Source organism: Salmonella sp. SAL04202 (assembly GCF_046550775.1).
Taxonomy (GTDB): Bacteria; Pseudomonadota; Gammaproteobacteria; order Enterobacterales; family Enterobacteriaceae; genus Salmonella; species Salmonella enterica.
Genome location: NZ_JBGDXK010000003.1, coordinates 518,880 through 540,968, shown reverse-complemented (window position 1 = coordinate 540,968; position 22,089 = coordinate 518,880). Strand labels below are relative to the sequence as shown.

21 protein-coding genes are annotated in these 22,089 nt (G+C 53.9%); 8 read left to right on the top strand and 13 right to left on the bottom strand.

Going from position 1 to position 22,089, the window contains the following annotated elements:
• Positions 1 to 276: 276 nt before the first annotated feature.
• Positions 277 to 843: a D-glycero-beta-D-manno-heptose 1,7-bisphosphate 7-phosphatase gene (gene gmhB / locus ACLJQJ_RS16275; protein WP_001140158.1), complete on the bottom strand. Its 567-nt coding sequence runs from the start codon at positions 841 to 843 to the stop codon at positions 277 to 279.
• Between the two features lie 189 nt (positions 844 to 1,032).
• Between gmhB and metN the strand changes: the two genes are divergently transcribed.
• From metN to proS, 6 genes are all read left to right on the top strand, one after another.
• Positions 1,033 to 2,064, top strand: coding sequence for a methionine ABC transporter ATP-binding protein MetN (gene metN / locus ACLJQJ_RS16270; protein ID WP_000594021.1), 1,032 nt, complete (start codon positions 1,033 to 1,035; stop codon positions 2,062 to 2,064).
• Entirely contained in the window at positions 2,057 to 2,710 is a 654-nt protein-coding gene (locus tag ACLJQJ_RS16265) for a methionine ABC transporter permease MetI (RefSeq protein ID WP_001287486.1), read from the top strand. Before metN ends, ACLJQJ_RS16265 begins: the two co-directional genes overlap by 8 nt.
• A gap of 38 nt (positions 2,711 to 2,748) precedes the next feature.
• The gene (gene metQ / locus ACLJQJ_RS16260; protein ID WP_000874215.1) at positions 2,749 to 3,564 is read left to right on the top strand and encodes a methionine ABC transporter substrate-binding lipoprotein MetQ; all 816 of its coding nucleotides are present in this window, start codon (positions 2,749 to 2,751) and stop codon (positions 3,562 to 3,564) included.
• Between the two features lie 118 nt (positions 3,565 to 3,682).
• Positions 3,683 to 4,087 (top strand): Rcs stress response system protein RcsF, encoded by a 405-nt coding sequence (gene rcsF, locus ACLJQJ_RS16255; protein WP_001202315.1) that lies wholly within the window; start codon positions 3,683 to 3,685, stop codon positions 4,085 to 4,087.
• Complete coding sequence (gene tsaA / locus ACLJQJ_RS16250; RefSeq protein WP_000093988.1) at positions 4,084 to 4,791, top strand: tRNA (N6-threonylcarbamoyladenosine(37)-N6)-methyltransferase TrmO; 708 nt, start codon at positions 4,084 to 4,086, stop codon at positions 4,789 to 4,791. Before rcsF ends, tsaA begins: the two co-directional genes overlap by 4 nt.
• Before the next feature lie 109 nt (positions 4,792 to 4,900).
• On the top strand, positions 4,901 to 6,619 hold the full coding sequence (proS, locus tag ACLJQJ_RS16245) for a proline--tRNA ligase (RefSeq protein ID WP_001260683.1): 1,719 nt from the start codon (positions 4,901 to 4,903) through the stop codon (positions 6,617 to 6,619).
• Positions 6,620 to 6,692: 73 nt separating this feature from the next.
• Here the strand turns inward: proS and nlpE are convergent, their stop codons facing one another.
• From nlpE to ACLJQJ_RS16230, 3 genes are read right to left on the bottom strand one after another with little or no spacing between them, the layout of a single operon-like run.
• Entirely contained in the window at positions 6,693 to 7,394 is a 702-nt protein-coding gene (gene nlpE, locus ACLJQJ_RS16240; protein WP_058679980.1) for an envelope stress response activation lipoprotein NlpE, read from the bottom strand.
• Positions 7,395 to 7,425: 31 nt separating this feature from the next.
• Positions 7,426 to 7,848: an alternative ribosome rescue aminoacyl-tRNA hydrolase ArfB gene (gene arfB, locus ACLJQJ_RS16235; RefSeq protein ID WP_000560527.1), complete on the bottom strand. Its 423-nt coding sequence runs from the start codon at positions 7,846 to 7,848 to the stop codon at positions 7,426 to 7,428.
• On the bottom strand, positions 7,845 to 8,390 hold the full coding sequence (locus ACLJQJ_RS16230) for a YaeQ family protein (protein ID WP_001185319.1): 546 nt from the start codon (positions 8,388 to 8,390) through the stop codon (positions 7,845 to 7,847). Before ACLJQJ_RS16230 ends, arfB begins: the two co-directional genes overlap by 4 nt.
• A gap of 197 nt (positions 8,391 to 8,587) precedes the next feature.
• Between ACLJQJ_RS16230 and ACLJQJ_RS16225 the strand changes: the two genes are divergently transcribed.
• Together ACLJQJ_RS16225 and rof are read left to right on the top strand one after the other, a co-directional pair.
• Positions 8,588 to 8,788, top strand: coding sequence for a YaeP family protein (locus ACLJQJ_RS16225; protein ID WP_001518678.1), 201 nt, complete (start codon positions 8,588 to 8,590; stop codon positions 8,786 to 8,788).
• On the top strand, positions 8,775 to 9,035 hold the full coding sequence (rof, locus tag ACLJQJ_RS16220) for a Rho-binding antiterminator (RefSeq protein ID WP_000062330.1): 261 nt from the start codon (positions 8,775 to 8,777) through the stop codon (positions 9,033 to 9,035). The genes ACLJQJ_RS16225 and rof overlap by 14 nt, the downstream gene beginning before the upstream one ends.
• 83 nt (positions 9,036 to 9,118) lie before the next feature.
• On the opposite strand, the gene tilS is transcribed toward rof, so the two are convergent.
• The 9 genes from tilS to lpxA all read right to left on the bottom strand — a co-directional run bounded on the left by tilS (position 9,119) and on the right by lpxA (position 22,086).
• Positions 9,119 to 10,411 carry a tRNA lysidine(34) synthetase TilS gene (gene tilS, locus ACLJQJ_RS16215; protein WP_039590364.1) on the bottom strand — a complete coding sequence of 431 codons (1,293 nt, stop codon included), beginning with the start codon at positions 10,409 to 10,411 and terminating at the stop codon, positions 9,119 to 9,121.
• Positions 10,412 to 10,473: 62 nt separating this feature from the next.
• A complete protein-coding gene (locus ACLJQJ_RS16210) occupies positions 10,474 to 10,863 on the bottom strand; it encodes a VOC family protein (RefSeq protein WP_000901086.1) in 390 nt (129 codons plus the stop codon).
• A gap of 55 nt (positions 10,864 to 10,918) precedes the next feature.
• Positions 10,919 to 13,060 carry a lysine decarboxylase LdcC gene (gene ldcC / locus ACLJQJ_RS16205; RefSeq protein WP_063809422.1) on the bottom strand — a complete coding sequence of 714 codons (2,142 nt, stop codon included), beginning with the start codon at positions 13,058 to 13,060 and terminating at the stop codon, positions 10,919 to 10,921.
• A 75-nt stretch (positions 13,061 to 13,135) separates the two neighbouring features.
• Entirely contained in the window at positions 13,136 to 14,899 is a 1,764-nt protein-coding gene (locus ACLJQJ_RS16200) for a chitinase (protein WP_000524171.1), read from the bottom strand.
• A gap of 179 nt (positions 14,900 to 15,078) precedes the next feature.
• A complete protein-coding gene (gene accA, locus ACLJQJ_RS16195) occupies positions 15,079 to 16,038 on the bottom strand; it encodes an acetyl-CoA carboxylase carboxyl transferase subunit alpha (protein WP_000055753.1) in 960 nt (319 codons plus the stop codon).
• 12 nt (positions 16,039 to 16,050) lie between these two features.
• Positions 16,051 to 19,533 (bottom strand): DNA polymerase III subunit alpha, encoded by a 3,483-nt coding sequence (gene dnaE, locus ACLJQJ_RS16190; protein ID WP_063809423.1) that lies wholly within the window; start codon positions 19,531 to 19,533, stop codon positions 16,051 to 16,053.
• 23 nt (positions 19,534 to 19,556) lie between these two features.
• Positions 19,557 to 20,153 (bottom strand): ribonuclease HII, encoded by a 597-nt coding sequence (gene rnhB, locus ACLJQJ_RS16185; protein WP_000569412.1) that lies wholly within the window; start codon positions 20,151 to 20,153, stop codon positions 19,557 to 19,559.
• Positions 20,150 to 21,298 (bottom strand): lipid-A-disaccharide synthase, encoded by a 1,149-nt coding sequence (gene lpxB / locus ACLJQJ_RS16180; protein WP_000741216.1) that lies wholly within the window; start codon positions 21,296 to 21,298, stop codon positions 20,150 to 20,152. The genes rnhB and lpxB overlap by 4 nt, the downstream gene beginning before the upstream one ends.
• Complete coding sequence (gene lpxA, locus ACLJQJ_RS16175; RefSeq protein ID WP_000565950.1) at positions 21,298 to 22,086, bottom strand: acyl-ACP--UDP-N-acetylglucosamine O-acyltransferase; 789 nt, start codon at positions 22,084 to 22,086, stop codon at positions 21,298 to 21,300. The genes lpxB and lpxA overlap by 1 nt, the downstream gene beginning before the upstream one ends.
• Positions 22,087 to 22,089 lie beyond the last annotated feature (3 nt).

Below are 22,089 nucleotides of genomic sequence, written 5' to 3'. Positions count from 1 at the left end.
ATCCGTATCTTCGAGTGCCCACACAGATTGTCTGATAAATTGTTAAAGAGCAGTGCAACGCGGCTTTCGCTCACCGTCGCGAGGTGGCGTATATTACGCTTTCCTCTTTCAGAGTCAACCCTGAATTTCAGGATTTTTCTCTTCAACCGACCGGCTGTTTGTGTGAAGTGATTCACATCCGCCGTGTCGATGGAGGCGCATTATAGGGAGTCGGTTCAGGAAGACAAGCGGAAAAATGCATTTTTGTTTTAACCGCTCATCTTTTATCCATAACGCTTATTTTTGCTGCTTTTTTATCGCCGATGGCAGGTCGGCAAGGCTGTTTAACACCCAGTCCGCCGCGTTTTCTGCTTCTGCCGTGACCGGTTTGCCCGTACGCACCAGCACTTTTGTCCCGACATTTGCCGCCGCTGCCGCCTGCATATCTTCCAGCTTGTCTCCCACCATATAAGAAGCCGCCATATCGATATGCAGGAAATCACGCGCCGAGATAAGCATTCCTGGATGCGGCTTGCGGCAATCACATACCTGACGGAACTCTTCTATACTGCCCTGCGGATGGTGAGGACAATAATAGATGCCGTCCAAATCAACATCGCGATCCGCCAACGACCAGTCCATCCATTCGGTTAACGTTTCAAACTGCGCCTCAGTGAATTTGCCGCGCGCGATTCCGGACTGGTTCGTCACCACCACCAGCGCATAGCCCATTTTTTTTAGCTCGCGCATAGCGTCAATAACGCCGTCTATAAACTCGAATGCATCGATTTCATGTACGTAGCCGTGATCCACATTAATGGTGCCGTCACGGTCGAGAAAAATTGCGGGTACAGACTTTGCCACCTTTTATAACTCCTGAGTAAAGCAAGTGGCGCTAGTATCGCATGTTTCAGCAGGCAAGAAAGTGCTCATCGTATAAAGCCTGATTGATTTAGACGTCTGGATGCCTTAACATCCATTCTGTTGACGGCGTTGACCGTATTAGACAGACGAAAATGCCACGGCTCATTTCATTACGATAATAAAGAATCAATGATTAAACTTTCGAATATTACCAAAGTGTTCCAGCAGGGGACGCGCACCATTCAGGCGCTAAATAATGTCAGCCTGCACGTTCCTGCCGGGCAGATTTATGGCGTCATTGGCGCCTCCGGCGCCGGTAAAAGTACGCTTATCCGCTGCGTTAACTTACTTGAACGCCCAACCGAAGGTAGCGTTCAGGTCGGCGGTCAGGAGCTGACAACGCTTTCAGAGTCTGAGTTGACCAAAGCTCGCCGTCAAATCGGCATGATTTTCCAACATTTTAACCTGCTCTCTTCCCGTACCGTGTTTGGCAACGTCGCGTTGCCGCTGGAACTGGATAACACACCAAAGGAAGAGATCAAACGCCGTGTCACAGAGCTGCTGGATTTAGTCGGTCTTGGCGACAAGCACGACAGCTATCCGGCAAATCTTTCCGGCGGTCAGAAACAGCGTGTCGCGATTGCCCGCGCGTTAGCCAGTAATCCAAAAGTGTTGCTGTGCGATGAAGCCACCAGCGCGCTTGATCCTGCGACGACCCGTTCGATTCTGGAATTGCTGAAAGATATCAACCGTCGTCTGGGGTTGACGATTCTGCTTATCACTCATGAAATGGATGTCGTAAAACGTATCTGCGACTGCGTTGCCGTCATCAGTAATGGCGAGCTTATTGAGCAGGATACGGTCAGCGAAGTCTTCTCGCATCCTAAAACGCCGCTGGCGCAGAAGTTTATTCAGTCCACTCTGCACCTGGACATTCCGGAAGATTACCAGGCGCGTTTGAAAGCGTCGCCGGAAACTGACAGCGTGCCGATGCTGCGCATGGAGTTCACCGGACAGTCTGTGGATGCCCCGCTGCTTTCTGAAACCGCGCGTCGTTTCAACGTGAACAATAATATTATCAGCGCGCAGATGGATTACGCGGGCGGTGTGAAGTTCGGCATTATGCTAACGGAAATGCACGGCACACAAGAAGAGACGCAAGCCGCAATTGCCTGGCTGCAGGATCACCATGTGAAAGTAGAGGTACTGGGTTATGTCTGAGGCAATGATGTGGTTACTGGTTCGTGGCGTCTGGGAAACGCTGGCGATGACCTTTGTCTCCGGTTTCTTCGGTTTCGTGATTGGCCTGCCGGTCGGCGTATTGCTGTATGTTACGCGCCCGGGGCAGATTATGGAGAACGCCAGGCTGTATCGCTCCCTCTCTGCGGTGGTCAATATTTTCCGCTCGATTCCCTTTATCATCCTGTTGGTGTGGATGATTCCTTTTACCCGAATAATTGTCGGCACCTCCATTGGTTTGCAGGCTGCAATTGTACCGCTGACCGTCGGCGCCGCGCCTTTTATCGCCCGTATGGTGGAAAATGCGTTGTTAGAGATCCCTGCCGGGCTGATTGAAGCCTCGCGAGCGATGGGCGCCACGCCGCTGCAAATTGTACGTAAAATCCTTTTACCGGAAGCGCTGCCTGGTCTGGTGAATGCGGCAACCATTACACTGATCACCCTGGTCGGTTACTCCGCAATGGGCGGTGCCGTCGGCGCTGGCGGCCTCGGTCAAATCGGCTATCAGTACGGTTATATTGGATACAATGCTACCGTGATGAATACGGTGCTGGTATTACTTGTCGTTCTGGTTTATTTAATTCAGTTATCCGGCGATCGCATCGTCAGGGCTGTCACGCATAAGTAACGTTAAACACAACACAAATACTCATTAAGGAAATAAGCATGGCGTTCAAATTCAAAACCTTTGCGGCAGTGGGTGCTCTGATTGGTTCTCTGGCACTTGCGGGTTGCGGTCAGGATGAAAAAGATCCGAATCATATTAAAGTCGGCGTAATCGTTGGCGCAGAGCAGCAAGTTGCCGAAGTCGCGCAGAAAGTCGCGAAAGAAAAATACGGCCTGGACGTGGAATTGGTGACCTTTAATGATTATGTTCTGCCTAATGAAGCGCTGAGCAAAGGCGATATCGATGCCAATGCCTTCCAGCACAAACCGTATCTGGATCAGCAAATCAAAGATCGCGGCTACAAACTGGTTTCTGTTGGTAAGACTTTTGTCTATCCCATTGCAGGATATTCCAAAAAAATCAAATCTCTGGATGAGCTCAAGGACGGTTCCCAGGTCGCTGTGCCTAACGACCCGACCAACCTTGGTCGTTCCCTGCTGCTGCTGCAAAAAGTAGGGCTGATTAAACTGAAAGACGGCGTTGGTCTGCTTCCTACCTCGCTGGATATCGTGGAAAACCCGAAAAATCTGAAAATTGTTGAGCTGGAAGCGCCGCAGTTGCCGCGTTCGCTGGATGACGCGCAGATCGCGTTAGCAGTCATCAATACGACATACGCCAGCCAGATTGGCCTGACGCCAGCGAAAGACGGTATCTTCGTTGAAGATAAAGATTCTCCGTACGTTAACCTGATCGTGACGCGTGAAGATAACAAAGACGCCGAGAATGTGAAAAAATTCGTTCAGGCTTACCAGTCTGATGAAGTGTACGAAGCCGCAAATAAAGTTTTTAATGGCGGCGCGGTGAAAGGCTGGTAAGTTTTAGGCTGATTCCACAATCTGTAATATTATTCAGGACGGGCTATTGCCCGTCTTGTCATTTATGCAAGCTCCTGATTCAATATCTGGCAATTAGAACATTCATTGAGGAAATATTATGCGTGCTTTACCGATCTGTTTATTGGCACTCATGCTGGGCGGTTGTTCCATGCTAAGCAGATCCCCTGTTGAACCCGTTCAAAGCACCGCAACCCCGCCAAAAGCGGAGCCGGAGAAACCTAAAGCGCCGCGTGCCGCTCCCGTCAGGATTTACACCAATGCTGAAGACTTAGTCGGCAAACCTTTCCGCGATCTTGGCGAGGTTAGCGGCGAATCCTGCCAGGCGACAAATCAAGACTCTCCGCCTAACATTCCAACTGCGCGCAAGCGTATGCAGATTAATGCATCTAAAATGAAAGCCAACGCCGTCCTGCTGCACAGCTGTGAAATTACCAGCGGCACGCCAGGCTGCTACCGTCAGGCGGTTTGTATCGGGTCCGCCCTGAATATTTCGGCGAAATGAGCAGCTTTCAGTTTGAACAAATCGGCGTTATTCGCTCCCCCTATAAAGAAAAATTCGCCGTTCCGCGCCAGCCTGGTCTGGTCAAAAGCGCCTGCGGCGAACTGCATCTGATAGCGCCTTACAACCAGGCCGATGCCGTTCGCGGCCTGGAAGCGTTCAGCCATTTGTGGGTGCTTTTCGTTTTTCATCAGACGATGGACGGCGGCTGGCGGCCAACAGTTCGTCCGCCCCGTCTTGGCGGTAACGCCAGAATGGGCGTTTTTGCCACGCGCTCCACGTTCCGCCCCAATCCGATTGGCATGTCGCTCGTTGCGCTAAAAGGTATCGAGTGCCGGAAAGAGAGCGTAATTCTGAAATTAGGCAGTCTGGATCTGGTGGATGGCACGCCGGTGGTGGATATTAAACCGTATTTACCGTTTGCCGAGGCCTTACCGGACGCCGCCGCCAGCTATGCGCAACAGGCGCCGATAGCTGAAATGCCCGTGAGTTTTACCGCTGAGGTGGCTCAACAGCTTACGACGCTGGAAAGGCGTTATCCGCAGCTACGGACATTTATTTGCGATGTGCTGGCGCAAGATCCTCGCCCGGCTTATCGTAAGGGTGAAGAGACGGGCAAAACCTATGCCGTCTGGCTGCATGATTTTAACGTGCGCTGGCGTGTGGTTAACACCGGATTTGAAGTGTTTGCGCTGGAACCACGGTAATTTCACGCCCTTCTCTTTTGACATCTCTTGCACGCTGGTAAACTAAATCACTTTTTTGTATCAGGCTCACATTGAGCCTGTTCGATCGTTCAACTGGAACCGTAACAACATGCGTACTAGCCAATACCTGCTCTCCACTCTGAAGGAGACACCTGCCGACGCCGAGGTTATCAGCCACCAGCTGATGCTGCGCGCCGGGATGATCCGCAAGCTCGCCTCCGGGTTATATACCTGGCTGCCGACCGGCCTGCGCGTCCTGAAAAAAGTCGAAAACATCGTGCGTGAAGAGATGAACAACGCCGGTGCTATCGAGGTGTCGATGCCAGTCGTTCAGCCAGCCGACCTGTGGCAAGAGAGTGGTCGTTGGGAACAGTACGGTCCGGAACTGCTGCGTTTTGTCGACCGTGGCGAGCGTCCGTTCGTACTCGGCCCGACCCACGAAGAAGTTATCACCGATCTGGTGCGTAATGAACTCAGCTCTTATAAGCAGTTGCCGCTGAACTTCTTCCAAATCCAGACCAAATTCCGTGATGAAGTGCGTCCGCGCTTTGGCGTGATGCGTTCGCGCGAATTCCTGATGAAAGATGCTTACTCTTTCCACACCTCTCAGGAGTCGTTGCAGGAAACCTATGACGCCATGTACGCCGCGTATAGCCGTATCTTCAGCCGTATGGGGCTGGATTTCCGCGCGGTACAGGCCGATACCGGTTCTATCGGCGGCAACGCCTCGCATGAATTCCAGGTGCTGGCGCAAAGCGGCGAAGACGATATCGTTTTCTCTGATGTTTCTGATTACGCGGCTAACATTGAACTGGCAGAAGCTATCGCGCCGCAAACGCCGCGCGCAGCGGCGACGCAGGAAATGACCCTGGTCGATACGCCAAATGCCAAAACCATCGCGGAGCTGGTGGAACAATTCAACCTGCCAATTGAAAAAACGGTAAAAACGCTGCTGGTGAAAGCGGTGAAAGACAGCAAGTCTCCGCTGGTGGCTCTGCTGGTTCGCGGCGATCATGAACTGAATGAAGTTAAAGCGGAAAAGCTGCCGCACGTTGCCAGCCCGCTGACCTTCGCTACCGAAGAAGAGATTCGCGCCGTAATTAATGCCGGCCCTGGCTCCCTCGGTCCGGTCAATATGCCGATTCCGGTCATCATCGATCGTACCGTTGCCGCCATGAGCGATTTTGCCGCTGGCGCTAACATCGACGGTAAACACTACTTTGGTATTAACTGGGATCGCGATGTGGCGACGCCTGTTGTTGCCGACATCCGTAACGTAGTCGCCGGCGATCCGAGTCCGGATGGTCAGGGAACGTTGCTTATCAAACGCGGTATCGAAGTGGGTCACATCTTCCAGTTAGGTACCAAGTACTCAGAAGCGCTGAAAGCCTCCGTTCAGGGTGAAGATGGCCGTAACCAGATCCTGACAATGGGCTGCTACGGTATCGGCGTAACACGTGTCGTTGCCGCGGCTATCGAGCAGAACTTTGACGAGCGCGGCATTGTATGGCCTGACGCCATTGCGCCTTTCCAGGTCGCTATTCTGCCGATGAATATGCACAAATCCTTCCGTGTGCAGGAGCTGGCGGAAAAGCTGTACAGCGAATTGCGCGCACAGGGCATTGAAGTGCTGATGGACGACCGTAAAGAGCGCCCGGGCGTGATGTTTGCCGATATGGAGCTGATTGGTATTCCACATACTATCGTGATTGGCGATCGCAACCTGGATAACGACGATATTGAGTATAAATACCGTCGCAGCGGTGAAAAATCGCTGATTAAAACCGGCGATATCGTTGATTATCTGGTCAAGGCGATTAAAGGCTAAACGACATTTTGTTGGGATTGCCCGGCGCCACCCGGCAGATATGTAAAGGCCTCGCACCCTGCGAGGCCTTTTATTAGTGAGTGCAATCTTTACCCGGCGCAAACTTCACATTTTTATCAGCTATTAGCGTTTTTACCGGCTCGCCCGTGTCCGGATTCGCGGCAAACACAAAATGCCCTTCTACCGTCAGCAGCACCGGTTTTTCCGCTTCACCTTTCGCCGTCAAATAGCCGCGCTCAAGCTGGGCGTTACTGGCGACCGGCAGCCGTTTTCCGGTCGCACAATCGGTAAAGGTCGCCGCATCGGCCCTGTATACATACATACCACGCAGCGGCATTGGCGTTACCGGCAGGCTGGCGGTAACAGGCACCAGCGTATAATTAAGCTGCGAAGCCACCGGATTGCCTTCTCTGTCGAGCATCTCCAGCGCATTGCCCTTCGCGCGATAATACGATTTCTCGCCATTGCTGTCGGTTAACACCAGTTTATCCGCCGTCCGCGCCCAGGTACCGTATGACGCAAAAGAGGAAGGTTCTTCGCGCACGCCCTGATAGCGCTCGTTCATCACCCATGTGCCGTCTTTTTCCAGAAACAGTGACGTTTCAATACCTTCACAATCCGCACAGGGCAGCACGCCGCGCCAGCTTTGCTGCATGGGTTTTAATTCCGCCGCCTGCGCAGGTTGCAGGGCGTCAACTTCCGCACGGTTATTACACCCTATCAATGCAAATAGCGTACAGGCTGCCGCTACTGACAATATTGCTGTTCTCACCATAAAATCCTTATGAAATTGCTATTCCTGCCCGTCAATCCAGTGGACGACGAACTTTGCCGCGAAGCGCCTTTACAGAAGATTTTTGCGCCTTTGAGGACAAGCGGCGCTCTTTCGAGGCACGCGTCGGACGGGTTGCGCGACGGCTTTTCTGCTCCGCGGTTAATTCTTTTATGACGGCAACCAGCCTGGCGATAGCCGCTTCCCGGTTGAGCTCCTGGCTCCGGAACTCCTGCGCCTTAATGATAATGACGCCATCATCGCTTATCAGATGGTGGCTGGCCGTCAGCAAACGCTGTTTGTAATACTCTGGCAGGCCAGAGGCCCGAATGTCAAAGCGCAAATGAATCGCGCTAGAGGTCTTATTTACGTGCTGACCACCCGCGCCCTGCGCGCGAATGGCCGTAATTTCCAGCTCATTGTCGGCTATGGAGACCGTCCGGGAGATGGCAATCATGAGGGCTGTTGCCAGGCGGTTAGCTGTATTTCCAGATTATTCCGAGCATCAGAAAGCCAGATTGCGCCGTCCTGAATCGTCGCCTGTAGCGTCATGGTACGATCGGCAAATTCACTGAGCTGCGCCAGTTGCCCGTCATCCAGATACCAGACGGACAGGTTAGCGAACTGCGCGCACTTGCTTTGATGCTGCTGCCACCAGATTTGCGCCGCCCGGGAGTTATAAGCAAAGAGCGCGACGTCGCTTGCCTGAGTACAGGCTTTCTTAATACGGCGCTCATCCGGCAGCCCCAGCTCTATCCAGAGATCGATGCCCAGATGATCGTTGCGCAGCCAGGCCTCCGGCTCATCTTCCGCGCTGAGCCCACGTGTAAACTGCAACCGTTCATCAGCATATTTTATCCATGCCAACAGGCGCAGCATCATGCGCTCCTGCGTTTCAGAAGGGTGACGCGCCAGCGTCAATGCCGCATCCAGAAACCGGTTGCGATCAAGGTCAGCCACATTGACGACGGCTTTATAAATTGTCGCTTTAAGCGCCATGAGAAAACTCCTTTCGAATCAGGCGCCCATTGTAGCGAAAACCGCGCTAAAAGGCTGTTAACGAATCTTTTATCCACTCGCGTCAGGCGCTGATATTGCGCAAATGAGTATGGTATAGTCACCTTGCTAAACAAGATTTAACTTCGTAGGCTTAGACTTGCATCCACGGTTAAGTCAGAATGCTGACAGGAGGGCGTGTGGAAAAATATTGTGAGTTAGTACGCAAGCGGTATGCGGAAATCGCCAGCGGAGACTTAGGGTATGTCCCGGATGCGCTGGGTTGTGTATTGAAAGTGCTTAATGAAGTGGCGGCAGATAGCGCCCTTTCAGAGTCGGTCAGGGAAAAGGCAGCTTATGCTGCCGCGAACTTACTGGTGAGCGATTATGTCAATGAATGAAACGTATCAACCCATTAATTGCGATGACTACGATAGTCTTGAGCTTGCCTGCATGCATCATTTAATACTGACGCTAACGTTAAAAGATGGCGAGGTTTTGCAGGCAAAAGCGAACGATTTGATCTTACGTAAAAACGTAGAATATCTGCTTGCCGAGGTTTCCGGCGAGTCTTGTGAACTTCGTCTCGATAAAATCGCCAGTTTCAGCCACCCGGAAATTGGTACCGTGGTAGTTAGCGAATCCTGAGTATTTTGTTGCCGGATGGTGGTGCAAGCACCTTATCCGGCCTACGTTCCATGCGATACGTAGGCCTGATAAGCGCAGCGCCATCAGGCATGCCAAACCAGACTCACCCCTTCTTTATCTTCTGCTGCTCCCTCACGCGTCACAAAAACACCCGCAGCCGCAATCAGCGTTTCGCCGTAAAACAACAGCGGCGTGGTGTCTCGTCGCCAGGGCGGGATCCCCTGCTCCTGCCAGATTTTCTTTAATTTACGTCCGCCGTGACGTCCCACAATGTGTAGCAACCCTGGCGCTTTAAACCGAATGCTGACGGATTCTTCCTCTCGCGGTCGGCGCAGTTCGCCGCCAGGAACGAGCTGTACCGTCCCTAAGCCGGCAGGCAGCGCCAGCGGTGTTTGCCAGACGGGCCAGGCGACCGTCGTTTCGTGTTGTCCGGCCACGGATTTAATCCACCACAGTTGCGACTGATAACGGCGAATCTCGCGATCGCCAAAACGTAAACAGGGAGAGGCATCGTCGCGCGCCAGCGCCACCTCCTGCCAGATACGTTCCAGCGCGTCGCGAGAGGGCATCGGCGCATTACGCATCGCCAGCCAGCGACGCAAAATCGCCGCCCGCCGTACATCGCTCATCAACATTAATGGAGAGAGCCGCAATGTTCCCTCCGTCGTGATACAGTCCGTAAGATCGCTGGCCAGAAGCTCGTCCAGCAGCCTTTCTTGCTCGGCGCAGAGCGTCGCGCTACGGGCTACTGCCGCAGGAAAATGCGGCCAGCGCTGCTGCAAGAGCGGAAGCGCGCGCAGGCGTAAAAAATTGCGATCGTAGGCGTCATCCTGATTGCTTTCATCTTCAATCCAGCATAAGCCATGACGCACAGCCCACTGTTCCAGCGTCTTCCGCGTTTCTCTCAACAGCGGGCGAAGAAGTAGAGTTCCGGCAAAAGGCGAGCATTCTCCCATCGCGGAAAGTCCGGCCGGACCGCTACCGCGCTTTAACGCCAGCAGGAATGTTTCACACTGATCGTCAAGGTGCTGCGCGGTTGCCAGCACTTCGCCAGGCAATAGCGTCTGTGCGAACGCCCGGTAGCGCGCTTCACGCGCATGGGCCTCGATACCCAGGCCATTATCCGCCAGCGTCACCCGCTCCACTACCAGCGGAACCTGCCAGCGTTCGCATACGGTTTCGCAATGCCGCACCCAGCTATCAGCATGAGGGCTTAAACCGTGATGAATATGGATAGCACGCAGCGTGACGTCAGGATGGCGTTCTCGCCACAACACCAGTTGATGCAGAAGCACCGTAGAATCCAGGCCGCCGCTAAAGGCAGCCAGAATACGACGAGAAGAGAGTAACGAGGTATTCAACGTGAGAGTGGTCATGATCCATGCTTATAGTGACTTAGCCCGGCAACGTTACCTGGCGAGCGTCTTAATGACAAGCCTTACTGCTCATATAGCTCAAGCGGTAAACCGTCCGGATCGTTGAAAAAAGTAAAGCGCTTCCCGGTATACGGATCGATGCGTATCGGTTCGCACTTAACCTGATGCTTTTCCAGATGCGCAACGGCGTTTTCCACATTTTCCACGCTGAAAGCCAGATGGCGCAGGCCGCAGGCTTCAGGTCGGCTTGGACGCGCCGGAGGGAAGGGAAAAGAGAAAAGCTCAATCACATACTGCCCGTTTAGCGCCAAATCGCCCTTCCACGAGTCACGCTCTTCCCGCCAGGCTTCGCTTAGCAGATCGAACCCCAGAATATCGCAATAAAACGCCTTGCTCACCGCATAGTCTGTCGCAATGATCGCGATGTGATGAACCTGTTTTAATCCCAGCATAGCGTCTCCTTTATTGATTATCAGTACGTTACTCGTCACATTCCCGTCAGGCAAGCTAACAGGCGTGTTTTAAGACTCGTACCTGGTACACCCCGTCTTCATTCCGTTTCGCGCCGTGAATATCCGTTTCAAAACCGGGATAATGCTGGCCAATCGAGCAGAGCATCAGCAGAAAATCGAGCACGGCCCGGCTCTGTTGCGTGATCCTCTCGCCGGGCATCAACAGCGGAACGCCTGGCGGATAAGGCAGGATCATATTCGCGGAAACGCGCCCTGGCAGTTGATCGAGCGCCACGGTTTCCACCTCGCCTTTGATCTGATGCTGCCAGGCCTGGTGCGGGGTCATGATCATCTCCGGTAAAACCTCGAACGCCCGCAGCATCAGCCCCGGAAGATCGTGCTGGCGGATCAGTTTATGGATCCCCTGCGCCAGATCCTGAATGCGCATATTGCGATAAAAATCCGGATCTTCCGCATACAGATCCGGCAACATATTTTTGACGCGCAGGTTAAGATCGTAGGCGCGTTTAAATTCCGTCAGTCCGCGCAGCAGCCCCATCGCACGGGTCTTATCAATCCCTATGCTGAACAAAAACAGCAGATTATACGGCCCGGTTTTTTCCACCACCACGCCTCGCTCATCAAGGAACTTCGCCACCAGCGCGGCGGGTATCCCCTCTTCGCTCATGTTGCCCTGTTCATCCATCCCCGGCGTCAGGATTGTCACCTTAACCGGATCGAGGAACATATGATCGTCATCGGCATCGGCGAAGCCATGCCAGGTTTCTCCCGGCGTGACCGGCCAGCATTCGGCCTCATCAACCTCTTCCGGCTGCCAGATATCAAAGAACCAGCTATCGGACTCTTCACGTAGCCGCTGTACCTCTTTACGAAAATGGAGCGCCCGTTCCACCGAACGATTAATCAATCTTTTCCCTGGATTGCCGCGCAGCATCGCCGCCGCGGTCTCGATAGAGGCGACAATGGGATAGCTCGGCGATGTGGAAGTGTGCATCATAAACGCTTCGTTAAACGTCTCTTCGTCATATTCCCCTTTGATATGAATAAGCGACGCCTGCGAAAAAGCCGCCAGCATTTTATGGGTGGATTGCGTTTCAAAAATCACTTTTCCGGGCACCCGATCGCCGCTCATCCCGCTTTTCCCCTGGTAGATCGGATGGAAATGGGTATAGGGTACCCAGGCGGAATCAAAATGGATCGAGGGAACGTCCAGCATCTGCTTGATCCAGTTAGTGTTATACAGCAGACCATCGTAAGTAGAATTGGTGATAACCGCATGAACCGGCCATTGCGCCTGAGGGGTCTCCTCTATCTTGCTTTCGATGCTTGCACGGGTAAATTCCCTTCGGGGAATACCGCCGAGAATGCCGAGCGCATTGCGCGTCGGCTTCAACCAGAGAGGCACCACATCGCTCATCATCAGCAAATGCGCCAGCGATTTATGACAATTACGATCAATGAGTAGCGTACTTCCCGCAGGCGCGGCATACATACCGACAATTTTATTCGAGGTCGACGTACCGTTCGTCACCATATAGCTCTGCTCGGCGCCAAAAGTACGGGCGATATACTCTTCCGCTTCCAGATGCGGCCCGGTGTGATCCAGCAGCGATCCCAGTTCAGTCACCGAAATCGACACATCAGCTTTTAAGGTATTGCCGCCAAAAAAGTCATAAAACAGGCAGCCTGGCGGGCTTTTCTGATACGCCGTTCCCGCCATATGACCCGGCGTACAAAAGGTATATTTTCCTTCTTTGGCGTAGGTAAACAGCGCTTTGGTAAACGGCGGCGTAATATTATCGAGATATTCGTTTGTATATTGATGAATGCGCGTCGCGATATCTTCAGCCAGCCCCAATGCATACTCAAAAAACCACAGCGCCATGCGCATATCGTGAACGCTAACGTCCAGCGTGGAGTTGGTATTGATAAAGGCGTAGAGAGGAAGGTATTCATTTAGCTGGTTGATTTCGCTACAAAGGTCGAGACTGTATTCATCCCAGTCAAAAATAACGCCGCAGATGCGCGGGTTATGTTCAATAAACTTCAACAAGTCAACGCTATTTTGCGGCCAGATAATTTGAAATCCCAGGGATTGTAATGCACGCTCAAGCTCCTTGATGGGTTCATCTTTATAATAAACCCCGTGCGGCCCCATAATGGCGATGATGTTCATGCTTTCTCCTGAAAAAACCTGAGATAAGCATAGTAACAATCCTGCCGATGCAAAGCACCGACAGGATTTATCTTATTACAATGCGTTCCAAGCATCGGCCCAGGCAATCCCTACGCCGGGCTCATAGTAGGCAGGCGCAACATTACACCATGAGCCTTCCGGGAACGGTTTGCACTGGTACAATGCGCCATTACTGTTGACGATGTCGCCCGGATTCCATTTCTGGCTGCTGCTCCAGGCAGGATAGCTGGTGGTCTTATCTTCGTCATCCGCAGCGGCGGCCTTCGCTTTCACATTCAGCGTATAAACCGCTGTACTGGAGAGCGTACCGTCGCTAACGGTCAGATTCACCACATACTGGGTGTTCTGAGTGACATCCGGCGCGTTGAAAATCACAACGGCTTTATCCTGGCCGCTCAGCGTTTTGCCATCCTGCGACATCCAGGTATAGGTGAGCTTGTCGCCATTCGCGTCGGTCGATCCTTCCGCGCTGAGTGAAACCGGGCTACCAGCTTCCACCGCCCCGACCGGTCCGGCAATGCGCGCGACTGGCGCCACGTTTTCATCCGTCACTGGCGCCGGAGTTGGCGTGACATCCGGTTCAGTGGTTCCGCTATCATCGACGACATTAACGTTGAAATAATGCTGTACACATTTCGTGTAGTCGCCCTCTTTAAAGGCGGTATACGGCGTCTGATATCCCACTAACTGGCAGGAATAGGTTTTACCGTCCGCAGTATCGGCGCTCCAGCCCCAGTCTTGTTCCCAATAGATCGGTAACGCGCCAGCGCCGCCTTCATCGAACTGCTTCATCTTTTTACAGCCCAACACTTCGTCCGCCGGCACCGGCACTTTCAGGTAGTTGGCAAACTCTTTGTAGTAGGCGATACGGTTAAGCGACTGCGCATTCTCATCTGCGCCGCCGCACTCCACGCCGCCATTGATGATTTGAATGGTGACGCCGAAACCTGATACCAGGCCGTTTGCTTTATCGCGATCGTTTGGCTGCCAGGTACCGTCAATCACATGTAGCATAGACGGCTTCGGCGGCTGCGGGTACACAAAGAAGAAGACGGCGCTCGCCAGGTTCATCCAGGTATCCGCCACCAGCTCGGGTTTATCCAGCAGAGGGCGAACGTCGCCATACATCGCGTCAGAGAAAGGCCCATAGTTGTAGTTATAAGAAAGCTGTTTTGCCCCGCGACCAAAATAGCTGAGGAAATCGCCGTCCTTATCTTTACCGCACGGCCAGGTCTGGCCCTGCCATACATCCGGGTTACATTCGCCGTTGTAGCCGCCTTTCTGCCCTTCTGTCCAGCCGACTTCGCGCAGATAGACCAGCGCCTGACGCCATTCCGGAATGTCACGCCAGCTTTCGTGACCGCCCGTCTCCTGGGCAAAATGCGCAAACATAGTAGCCAGGGTTTTACGGCAGATAGCGTCGCTATCGCGTCCATCGGTGTAGGTACCACAAACCGCCGGGAATTTACCTATCGCTTTCAGGAAGTTAGAGTAAGTGTATTCCGGCGCGCGCATCGGGAACAGATAATCCCAGTCGGCCTCTTTCAGAATACTTTCAACGCGTTTTACGTTTGCCGGGTTAGCGGCGCGCCCCGGTTCGATTTGTTCGACCGCGCTGTTATCCAACGTCTGGATAGAGGATTTCACTGCTTCCATTAACGGAAAATCCGTCAGCGCTTTCTCTTTCGCCGCCAGATCGCTGGCGTTGATGGTCATTGGCTCACTACTGCTAAGCAGCGGCGCGGCCTGCGCACCGGATAAGCTCAACATGATTCCTGCCGCCACGGCGCTGAGCGCCAGTGTTTTTTGCAATCCCATAATTTTCTCCTTGAAGGGTAGTTCACTGCCTGCCCTGGCCACACGCCTGGCAGTTGCTACAGTGTCAGGGAGAACATGCCGTTGCGTTTAATCACATCAACTCATCGGCGTCTCATTTTTCCTCGTCCAAAAAAAAGAGGCCGGATTATCCGGCCTCCTGGGAAAAATGAGGTAAATGATTAGGCGTAACCGTAGCTCATCAAACGCTGGTAACGACGGTTTTTTAAATCATCGGTGCTTAACACATCGAGATCGGCTAAATCTTCCAGCAGCTGCGCTTTTAGCGATGCCGCCATCGCTTCCGGATTACGGTGCGCGCCGCCCAGCGGCTCCGGAATGATGGAATCGATTAGCTTCAGCTCTTTCAGACGCGGCGCGATGATGCCCATCGCTTCAGCAGCCAATGGCGCTTTGTCGGCGCTCTTCCACAAAATAGAGGCGCAACCTTCCGGGGAGATAACGGAATAGGTGCTGTATTGCAGCATATTCACTTTATCACCCACGCCAATCGCCAATGCGCCGCCGGAGCCGCCTTCGCCAATCACGGTGCAGATGACAGGTACGTTCAGACGAGACATCTCACGCAGGTTGCGGGCGATAGCTTCAGACTGACCACGCTCTTCCGCGCCCACGCCAGGGTAAGCGCCCGGGGTGTCGATGAAGGTGATAATCGGCATGTTGAAGCGTTCAGCCATTTCCATCAGGCGCAGCGCTTTGCGGTAGCCTTCCGGCGCTGGCATGCCAAAGTTACGACGAATTTTTTCTTTGGTTTCACGACCTTTCTGATGACCAATGATCATCACCGGCCGCCCTTCCAGACGCGCGATACCGCCGACGATGGCTTTGTCATCAGCATAGGCGCGATCGCCCGCCAGCTCATCAAACTCATCAAACGCCAGACGGACATAATCCAGGGTGTACGGACGCTGCGGATGGCGCGCCAGTTGGGCTACCTGCCATGCGCCGAGATCGGCGAAGATTTTGCGCGTCAGTTCTACGCTTTTTTCGCGCAGGCGATGGACTTCTTCATCGATATTAATATCCAGTTTCTCATCCTGGCGGCTTACCGCAGTCAGAGAATCGATTTTCGCTTCCAGCTCTGCTATCGGCTGTTCAAAATCAAGGAAATTCAGACTCATAGTATTCCTGTATTAGTCAAACTCCAGTTCCACCTGCTCCGAACCAATGAGGCCACGCAGATCGTTAAGTAAACGATCGCTCGGAGAGACACGCCACGTTGCGCCAAAACGCAGCCGCGCACGCGCATCCGCCCTCTGATAGTAGAGATGTACTGGAATGGTCCCCGAGCGGTGGGGTTCCAGAGACTGACGGAGTCGGTTTAAAAGCTGGTCATCAATTTGCCTGTCCGTCAGCGAGATAGCAAGCCCGCGAGCGTATTTTTCGCGAGCTTCGTCAATATCCATCACTTCGCGGGCGGTCATTTTAAGCCCCCCGCTGAAGTCATCAAAGCTGACCTGTCCGCTGACGATAAGTATGCGGTCTTTTTCCAGCAACTGCTGGTATTTATCCAGCGCGTCGGTAAATAACATCACTTCCAGACGCCCGGAACGGTCATCCAGCGTACAGATGCCGATACGATTGCCGCGCTTGGTGACCATAACCCTTGCGGCAATCACGAGCCCCGCAGCCGTGGTGACTTTACCACGTTCTGTCGGATGCATGTCTTTGAGCCTTACCCCGCCGACATAGCGCTCAATTTCTTTTAAATACTGATTGATGGGGTGGCCCGTCAGGTACAGCCCCAACGTTTCACGTTCCCCATCTAACACCACCTGCTCCGGCCACGGCTGGCAGCTGGCATAGGATTGCTCGATTTGCTCCGGCTCTTCCGCCAGTACGCCGAACATATCCGCCTGACCGATAGCTTCCGCTTTGGCGTGCTGGTCGGCGGCTTTCAGCGCATCGCCCAATGAGTTCATCAGCGCGGCGCGGTGCGGCCCCAGGCGGTCGAACGCCCCGGACATGATCAGCTTTTCCAGCACCCGGCGGTTGAGCTTTTTGGTGTCGGTCCGCGCGCACAGATCAAACAGTTCGCGGAAATAGCCGCCCTGATTACGCGCGTCGATGATCGCTTCGATCGGCCCTTCGCCGACGCCTTTGATCGCGCCGATGCCGTAGACGATCTCGCCCTCATCATTAACGTGGAAATGGTACAATCCGGAGTTAATATCCGGCGGCAGAATTTTCAGTCCCATCCGCCAGCACTCGTCCACCAGGCCGACGACCTTCTCGGTGTTGTCCATATCGGCAGTCATCACCGCCGCCATAAATTCAGCCGGATAGTGCGCCTTTAGCCATAGCGTCTGGTAAGAAACCAGCGCATAAGCGGCGGAGTGCGATTTGTTAAACCCGTAACCGGCGAATTTCTCCACCAGGTCAAAGATTTTCATCGCCAGTTCGCCGTCGATACCGTTCTTTTTCGCGCCCTCTTCAAAAACGGAACGCTGTTTGGCCATCTCCTCCGGCTTTTTCTTACCCATCGCACGACGCAGCATATCCGCGCCGCCGAGAGTATACCCGGAAAGTACCTGGGCAATCTGCATCACCTGTTCCTGATACAGAATGATGCCGTAGGTCGGCTCCAGTACCGGCTTCAGGCTTTCATGCTGCCACTGAACGTCCGGGTAAGAGAGTTCTTCACGACCGTGCTTACGGTCGATAAAGTTGTCTACCATCCCTGACTGCAACGGACCGGGACGGAACAGGGCCACAAGCGCGATCATATCTTCAAAGCAGTCCGGCTGCAGACGTTTGATCAGATCTTTCATGCCGCGCGATTCAAGCTGGAAGACCGCCGTGGTTTCCGAGCGCTGCAGCATGTCGAAGCTTTTTTTATCGTCCAGCGGAATCGCGGCGATATCCAGCGGCGGCTCGCCGTTTTTCTCGCGCCGCTTGTTGATCATCTCCAGCGCCCAGTTGATGATGGTCAGCGTACGCAAACCGAGGAAGTCGAACTTCACCAGCCCGGCATATTCCACGTCGCTTTTATCAAACTGGGTAACCGGATGCTTGCCCTCTTCATCGCAGTACAGCGGCGCAAAGTCGGTAATTTTGGTCGGCGCGATGACCACGCCGCCAGCGTGCTTACCGGCGTTACGCGTGACACCTTCGAGCTTACGCGCCATATCGATCAGCGCTTTGACCTCTTCGTCCGCCTCGTAAATTTCCGGCAGTTGCGGTTCCGCTTCAAAGGCTTTTGCCAGCGTCATGCCCGGATCGGGCGGCACCAGCTTCGAGATACGATCCACAAAACCGTACGGATGCCCCAGCACACGGCCCACATCGCGGATAACGGCTTTCGCCGCCATCGTACCGAAGGTGATAATCTGCGATACCGCATCACGCCCGTACATGTCTGCGACGTGCTCAATCACCTGGTCGCGTTTCTCCATACAGAAGTCAACGTCGAAGTCAGGCATCGAGACACGTTCCGGGTTCAGGAAACGTTCGAACAGCAGGTCAAACTCCAGCGGATCAAGGTCGGTAATTTTCAGCGCGTAGGCCACCAGCGAACCAGCCCCGGAACCACGTCCCGGCCCTACCGGCACGCCGTTATCTTTTGACCACTGGATAAACTCCATCACGATGAGGAAGTAGCCAGGGAACCCCATCTGGTTGATAACCTGTAGTTCAATATCCAGACGCTCGTCATATTCCGGGCGACGCTTTTTGCGCTCTTCTTCGTCCGGAAACAGGAAAGCCAGACGCTCTTCCAGCCCCTCTTTCGCTTTTTTGACCAGATAATCTTCGGTGGTCATATCGCCGGTCGGGAACTGCGGCAGGAAATATTCCCCCAGACGCACCGTTACGTTGCAGCGTTTGGCAATCTCCACCGTATTTTCCAGCGCCTCCGGAATATCGGCGAACAGCTCGCACATCTCATCGATGCTGCGCATATATTGCTGCGGCGAGTAATTGCGCGGACGCTTAGGATCGTCAAGGGTGAAACCGTCGTGGATCGCGACACGAATCTCATGGGCGTCAAAATCATCGCTTTCAAGGAAACGGACATCGTTTGTCGCAACAACCGGCAAACCACGTGCCTCAGCCAGTTCAACCGCAGCATGGAGATAGGTCTCTTCATCCTGTCTGCCGGTGCGGATCAGTTCCAGAAAGTAGCGATCGGGAAAATGCGTTTCATAGAAAGCAACGCACTCCTCCACCAACGCCTGGTTGCCGCGTAGCAGACAGCGGCCTACGTCGCCCATGCGTCCGCCGGAAATCAGGATCAAACCTTCTTTAAGCTCTACCAGCCAGTCGCGCTCGATAATCGGGCCTGCCGCGCCGTAGCCGCGCTGATACGCTTTCGAGATCAGCAACGTCAGGTTCTGGTATCCCGTATTATTCGCCGCCAGTACCGTCAGATGAGTCAGCTCATCTCCCAGCAGTTCGTTGTGAACGTTAAAGTCCGCCCCGACGATGGGTTTAATGCCCGCGCCATGACCCGCTCCGTAGAACTTCACCAGACCGCAGAGGTTGGTAAAATCGGTGATCGCCAGCGCAGGCATACCTAATGAGGCCGCCTTTTTCACCAGCGGCCCGGTCTTCGCCAGCCCATCGATCATAGAGTAGTCGCTGTGCACCCGCAGGTGAACGAAACGTGGTTCAGACATCTTCAGATTTCTCGATACAAGAATCAGGACACAAGTCCCAGAGCGCGTTTAACAGGCGCAAAACTGCGTCGGTGGTGCGCCGTCGCGCCATACTGGGCCAACTTTTCCAGATGAAAAGCGGTTGGATAGCCTTTGTGCTGCGCAAAGCCATACTGAGGAAAAACGATATCCAGCGCCGCCATTTCTGCGTCGCGGGTGACTTTCGCCAGAATAGACGCCGCGCTAATCTCCGCCACGCGGCTGTCGCCTTTCACCACGGCCATTGACGGCACAGGCAGTTCCGGACAGCGATTGCCGTCGATCAGCACATATTCTGGCGCAATATGCAGACCAGCGACAGCGCGCTGCATGGCGAGCATGGTGGCGTGCAAAATATTCAGCTCATCAATTTCATGCGCTTCCGCGCGTCCCAGACTCCAGCTTAACGCCTTTTCTTTAATCTCGTCATACAATGACAGACGACGCTTTTCAGACAATTTTTTGGAATCATTCAGACCGACGATCGGACGAGCCGGATCGAGGATCACGGCGGCGGTCACTACGGCGCCCACCAGCGGGCCACGGCCCACTTCATCCACACCCGCCACTAAATGGGTGTGTGGATAAACAAATTCGATCATTGTGCTAACTCCAGGACGGCATCTGCCGCCTGCTCATCGGCATTACAGCGGATCTGCTGATGCAATTCACGGAAGGTGTCGTGCATCGCATGGCTGGTTTTACCGTTCGCCAGTAGCGGCAACAGCGCTTCGGCGAGTTTTTGCGGTTCGCACTCTTCCTGCAACAGCTCTTTGACTAATTCTCTTCCCGCCAGCAGGTTAGGCAAAGACACATACTCCGTTTTCACCAGACGTTTCGCCAGCCAGAAAGTGAAGGGCTTCATACGATACCCCACGACCATCGGGCATTTTGCCAGCATACACTCCAGCGCCGCCGTACCCGAGGCCAGCAGGGCCGCGTCGCTGGCGATCATCGCCTCGCGCGCCATGCCGTCCAGCAAATGAACGGCGAGATCCGGCGCAACCTCCGCTTTAATTTTTTCAAACTGCTCGCGGCGTTTCGCGTTCACCAGCGGCACTACTACTTCCAGATCGGGATAGCGCTGTCGCAGCAATTGTGCGGTTTTCAGGAAGTCGGCGCTGAGCATTTCCACTTCCGCGCCACGGCTGCCTGGCAGTAGCGCCAGACAATGGGCGTCATGCGGGATACCCAGCACGTCGCGCGCCGCATTTTTATCCGGGTCCAGCGGCATGGCATCCGCCATGGTGTGACCGATAAAGCGGCACGGGACGTTAAATTTATCGTAAAACGCTTTTTCGAAAGGCAGAAAAGCCAACACCATATGGGTGGATCTGCCTATTTTGAAAACGCGTTTCTGTCGCCAGGCCCAAACGGACGGGCTGACATAATGAATGGTCTTAATCCCTTGTTTTTTCAGATTACCTTCGAGGGTAATATTGAAATCAGGGGCATCAATCCCGACAAAGACATCGGGCTTGAGTTCGGTAAAACGGCGGGTCAGATCGGCGCGGATATGCAACAAACGGCGTAAACGTCCGAGCACTTCAACAATGCCCATGACCGCCAGCTCTTCCATCTCGTACCAGGCTTCACACCCTTCGGCCTGCATACGCGGCCCCGCAACGCCCACAAAACGGGCGTTGGGTACGCGCGCTTTCAGCGCACGAATTAAGCCTGCGCCAAGAATATCGCCGGACGTTTCACCGGCGACCAGGGCAATCGTTAAAGGACGCTGTGCCGCCATTAACGAATCGGACCACGCGTTGAACGCTCAAAGAACTCGGTAAACGCCTTCACTTCCGGATGCTTTTCAGCAAGTTCAGCGATTTCCAGCTTCGCTTCGTCGAGCGTTTTACCACTGCGGTACAACAGTTTGTAGGCATTACGAATCGCCACCAGCCCTTCACGGCTAAAGCCGCGACGCTTCAGCCCTTCGATATTTACCCCGAACGGCGTCGCATGGTTACCCTGCGCAATCACATACGGCGGGACATCCTGCGCCACGCCGGAGCAGCCGCCGACCATCACATGCGCACCGATAATGCAGAATTGATGAACTGCCGTCATACCGCCGATGATCGCAAAATCATCGACTGATACGTGCCCCGCCAGCGTGGCGTTGTTGGCGAGGATACAGCGATTACCTACCGTACAATCATGTGCGACATGCGCATTGATCATCAGCAGGTTATCGCTACCCACCTTCGTCAACCCACCGCCCTGCACTGTACCACGATGAATGGTGACGCTTTCGCGGATGCGGTTACGATCGCCAATTTCCACACGGGTCGGCTCACCCGCATATTTCAGATCCTGGTTCACTTCACCGATGGAGGCAAACTGATAAATCTCGTTGTCGCGGCCGATTTTGGTTTGACCATTCACGACCACATGAGACTTCAGTACGGTTCCCTCACCAATTTCGACCTGCGGCCCAACAATACAAAAGGGACCAATGTGGGCATTAGCGCCAATTACAGCGCCGTCTTCCACAATGGCGGTAGGATGAATAAAGGCGGATTTATCAATCACGAA

Bases quoted from the DNA above. Each gene is read 5' to 3' on its own strand.
- metN (WP_000594021.1), top strand. From the start codon at position 1,033: ATGATTAAACTTTCGAATATTACCAAAGTGTTCCAGCAGGGGACGCGC.
- ACLJQJ_RS16265 (WP_001287486.1), top strand. From the start codon at position 2,057: ATGTCTGAGGCAATGATGTGGTTACTGGTTCGTGGCGTCTGGGAAACG.
- metQ (WP_000874215.1), top strand. From the start codon at position 2,749: ATGGCGTTCAAATTCAAAACCTTTGCGGCAGTGGGTGCTCTGATTGGT.
- rcsF (WP_001202315.1), top strand. From the start codon at position 3,683: ATGCGTGCTTTACCGATCTGTTTATTGGCACTCATGCTGGGCGGTTGT.
- tsaA (WP_000093988.1), top strand. From the start codon at position 4,084: ATGAGCAGCTTTCAGTTTGAACAAATCGGCGTTATTCGCTCCCCCTAT.
- proS (WP_001260683.1), top strand. From the start codon at position 4,901: ATGCGTACTAGCCAATACCTGCTCTCCACTCTGAAGGAGACACCTGCC.
- nlpE (WP_058679980.1), bottom strand. From the start codon at position 7,394: ATGGTGAGAACAGCAATATTGTCAGTAGCGGCAGCCTGTACGCTATTT.
- arfB (WP_000560527.1), bottom strand. From the start codon at position 7,848: ATGATTGCCATCTCCCGGACGGTCTCCATAGCCGACAATGAGCTGGAA.
- ACLJQJ_RS16230 (WP_001185319.1), bottom strand. From the start codon at position 8,390: ATGGCGCTTAAAGCGACAATTTATAAAGCCGTCGTCAATGTGGCTGAC.
- rof (WP_000062330.1), top strand. From the start codon at position 8,775: ATGTCAATGAATGAAACGTATCAACCCATTAATTGCGATGACTACGAT.
- tilS (WP_039590364.1), bottom strand. From the start codon at position 10,411: ATGACCACTCTCACGTTGAATACCTCGTTACTCTCTTCTCGTCGTATT.
- ACLJQJ_RS16210 (WP_000901086.1), bottom strand. From the start codon at position 10,863: ATGCTGGGATTAAAACAGGTTCATCACATCGCGATCATTGCGACAGAC.
- ldcC (WP_063809422.1), bottom strand. From the start codon at position 13,060: ATGAACATCATCGCCATTATGGGGCCGCACGGGGTTTATTATAAAGAT.
- ACLJQJ_RS16200 (WP_000524171.1), bottom strand. From the start codon at position 14,899: ATGGGATTGCAAAAAACACTGGCGCTCAGCGCCGTGGCGGCAGGAATC.
- accA (WP_000055753.1), bottom strand. From the start codon at position 16,038: ATGAGTCTGAATTTCCTTGATTTTGAACAGCCGATAGCAGAGCTGGAA.
- dnaE (WP_063809423.1), bottom strand. From the start codon at position 19,533: ATGTCTGAACCACGTTTCGTTCACCTGCGGGTGCACAGCGACTACTCT.
- rnhB (WP_000569412.1), bottom strand. From the start codon at position 20,153: ATGATCGAATTTGTTTATCCACACACCCATTTAGTGGCGGGTGTGGAT.
- lpxB (WP_000741216.1), bottom strand. From the start codon at position 21,298: ATGGCGGCACAGCGTCCTTTAACGATTGCCCTGGTCGCCGGTGAAACG.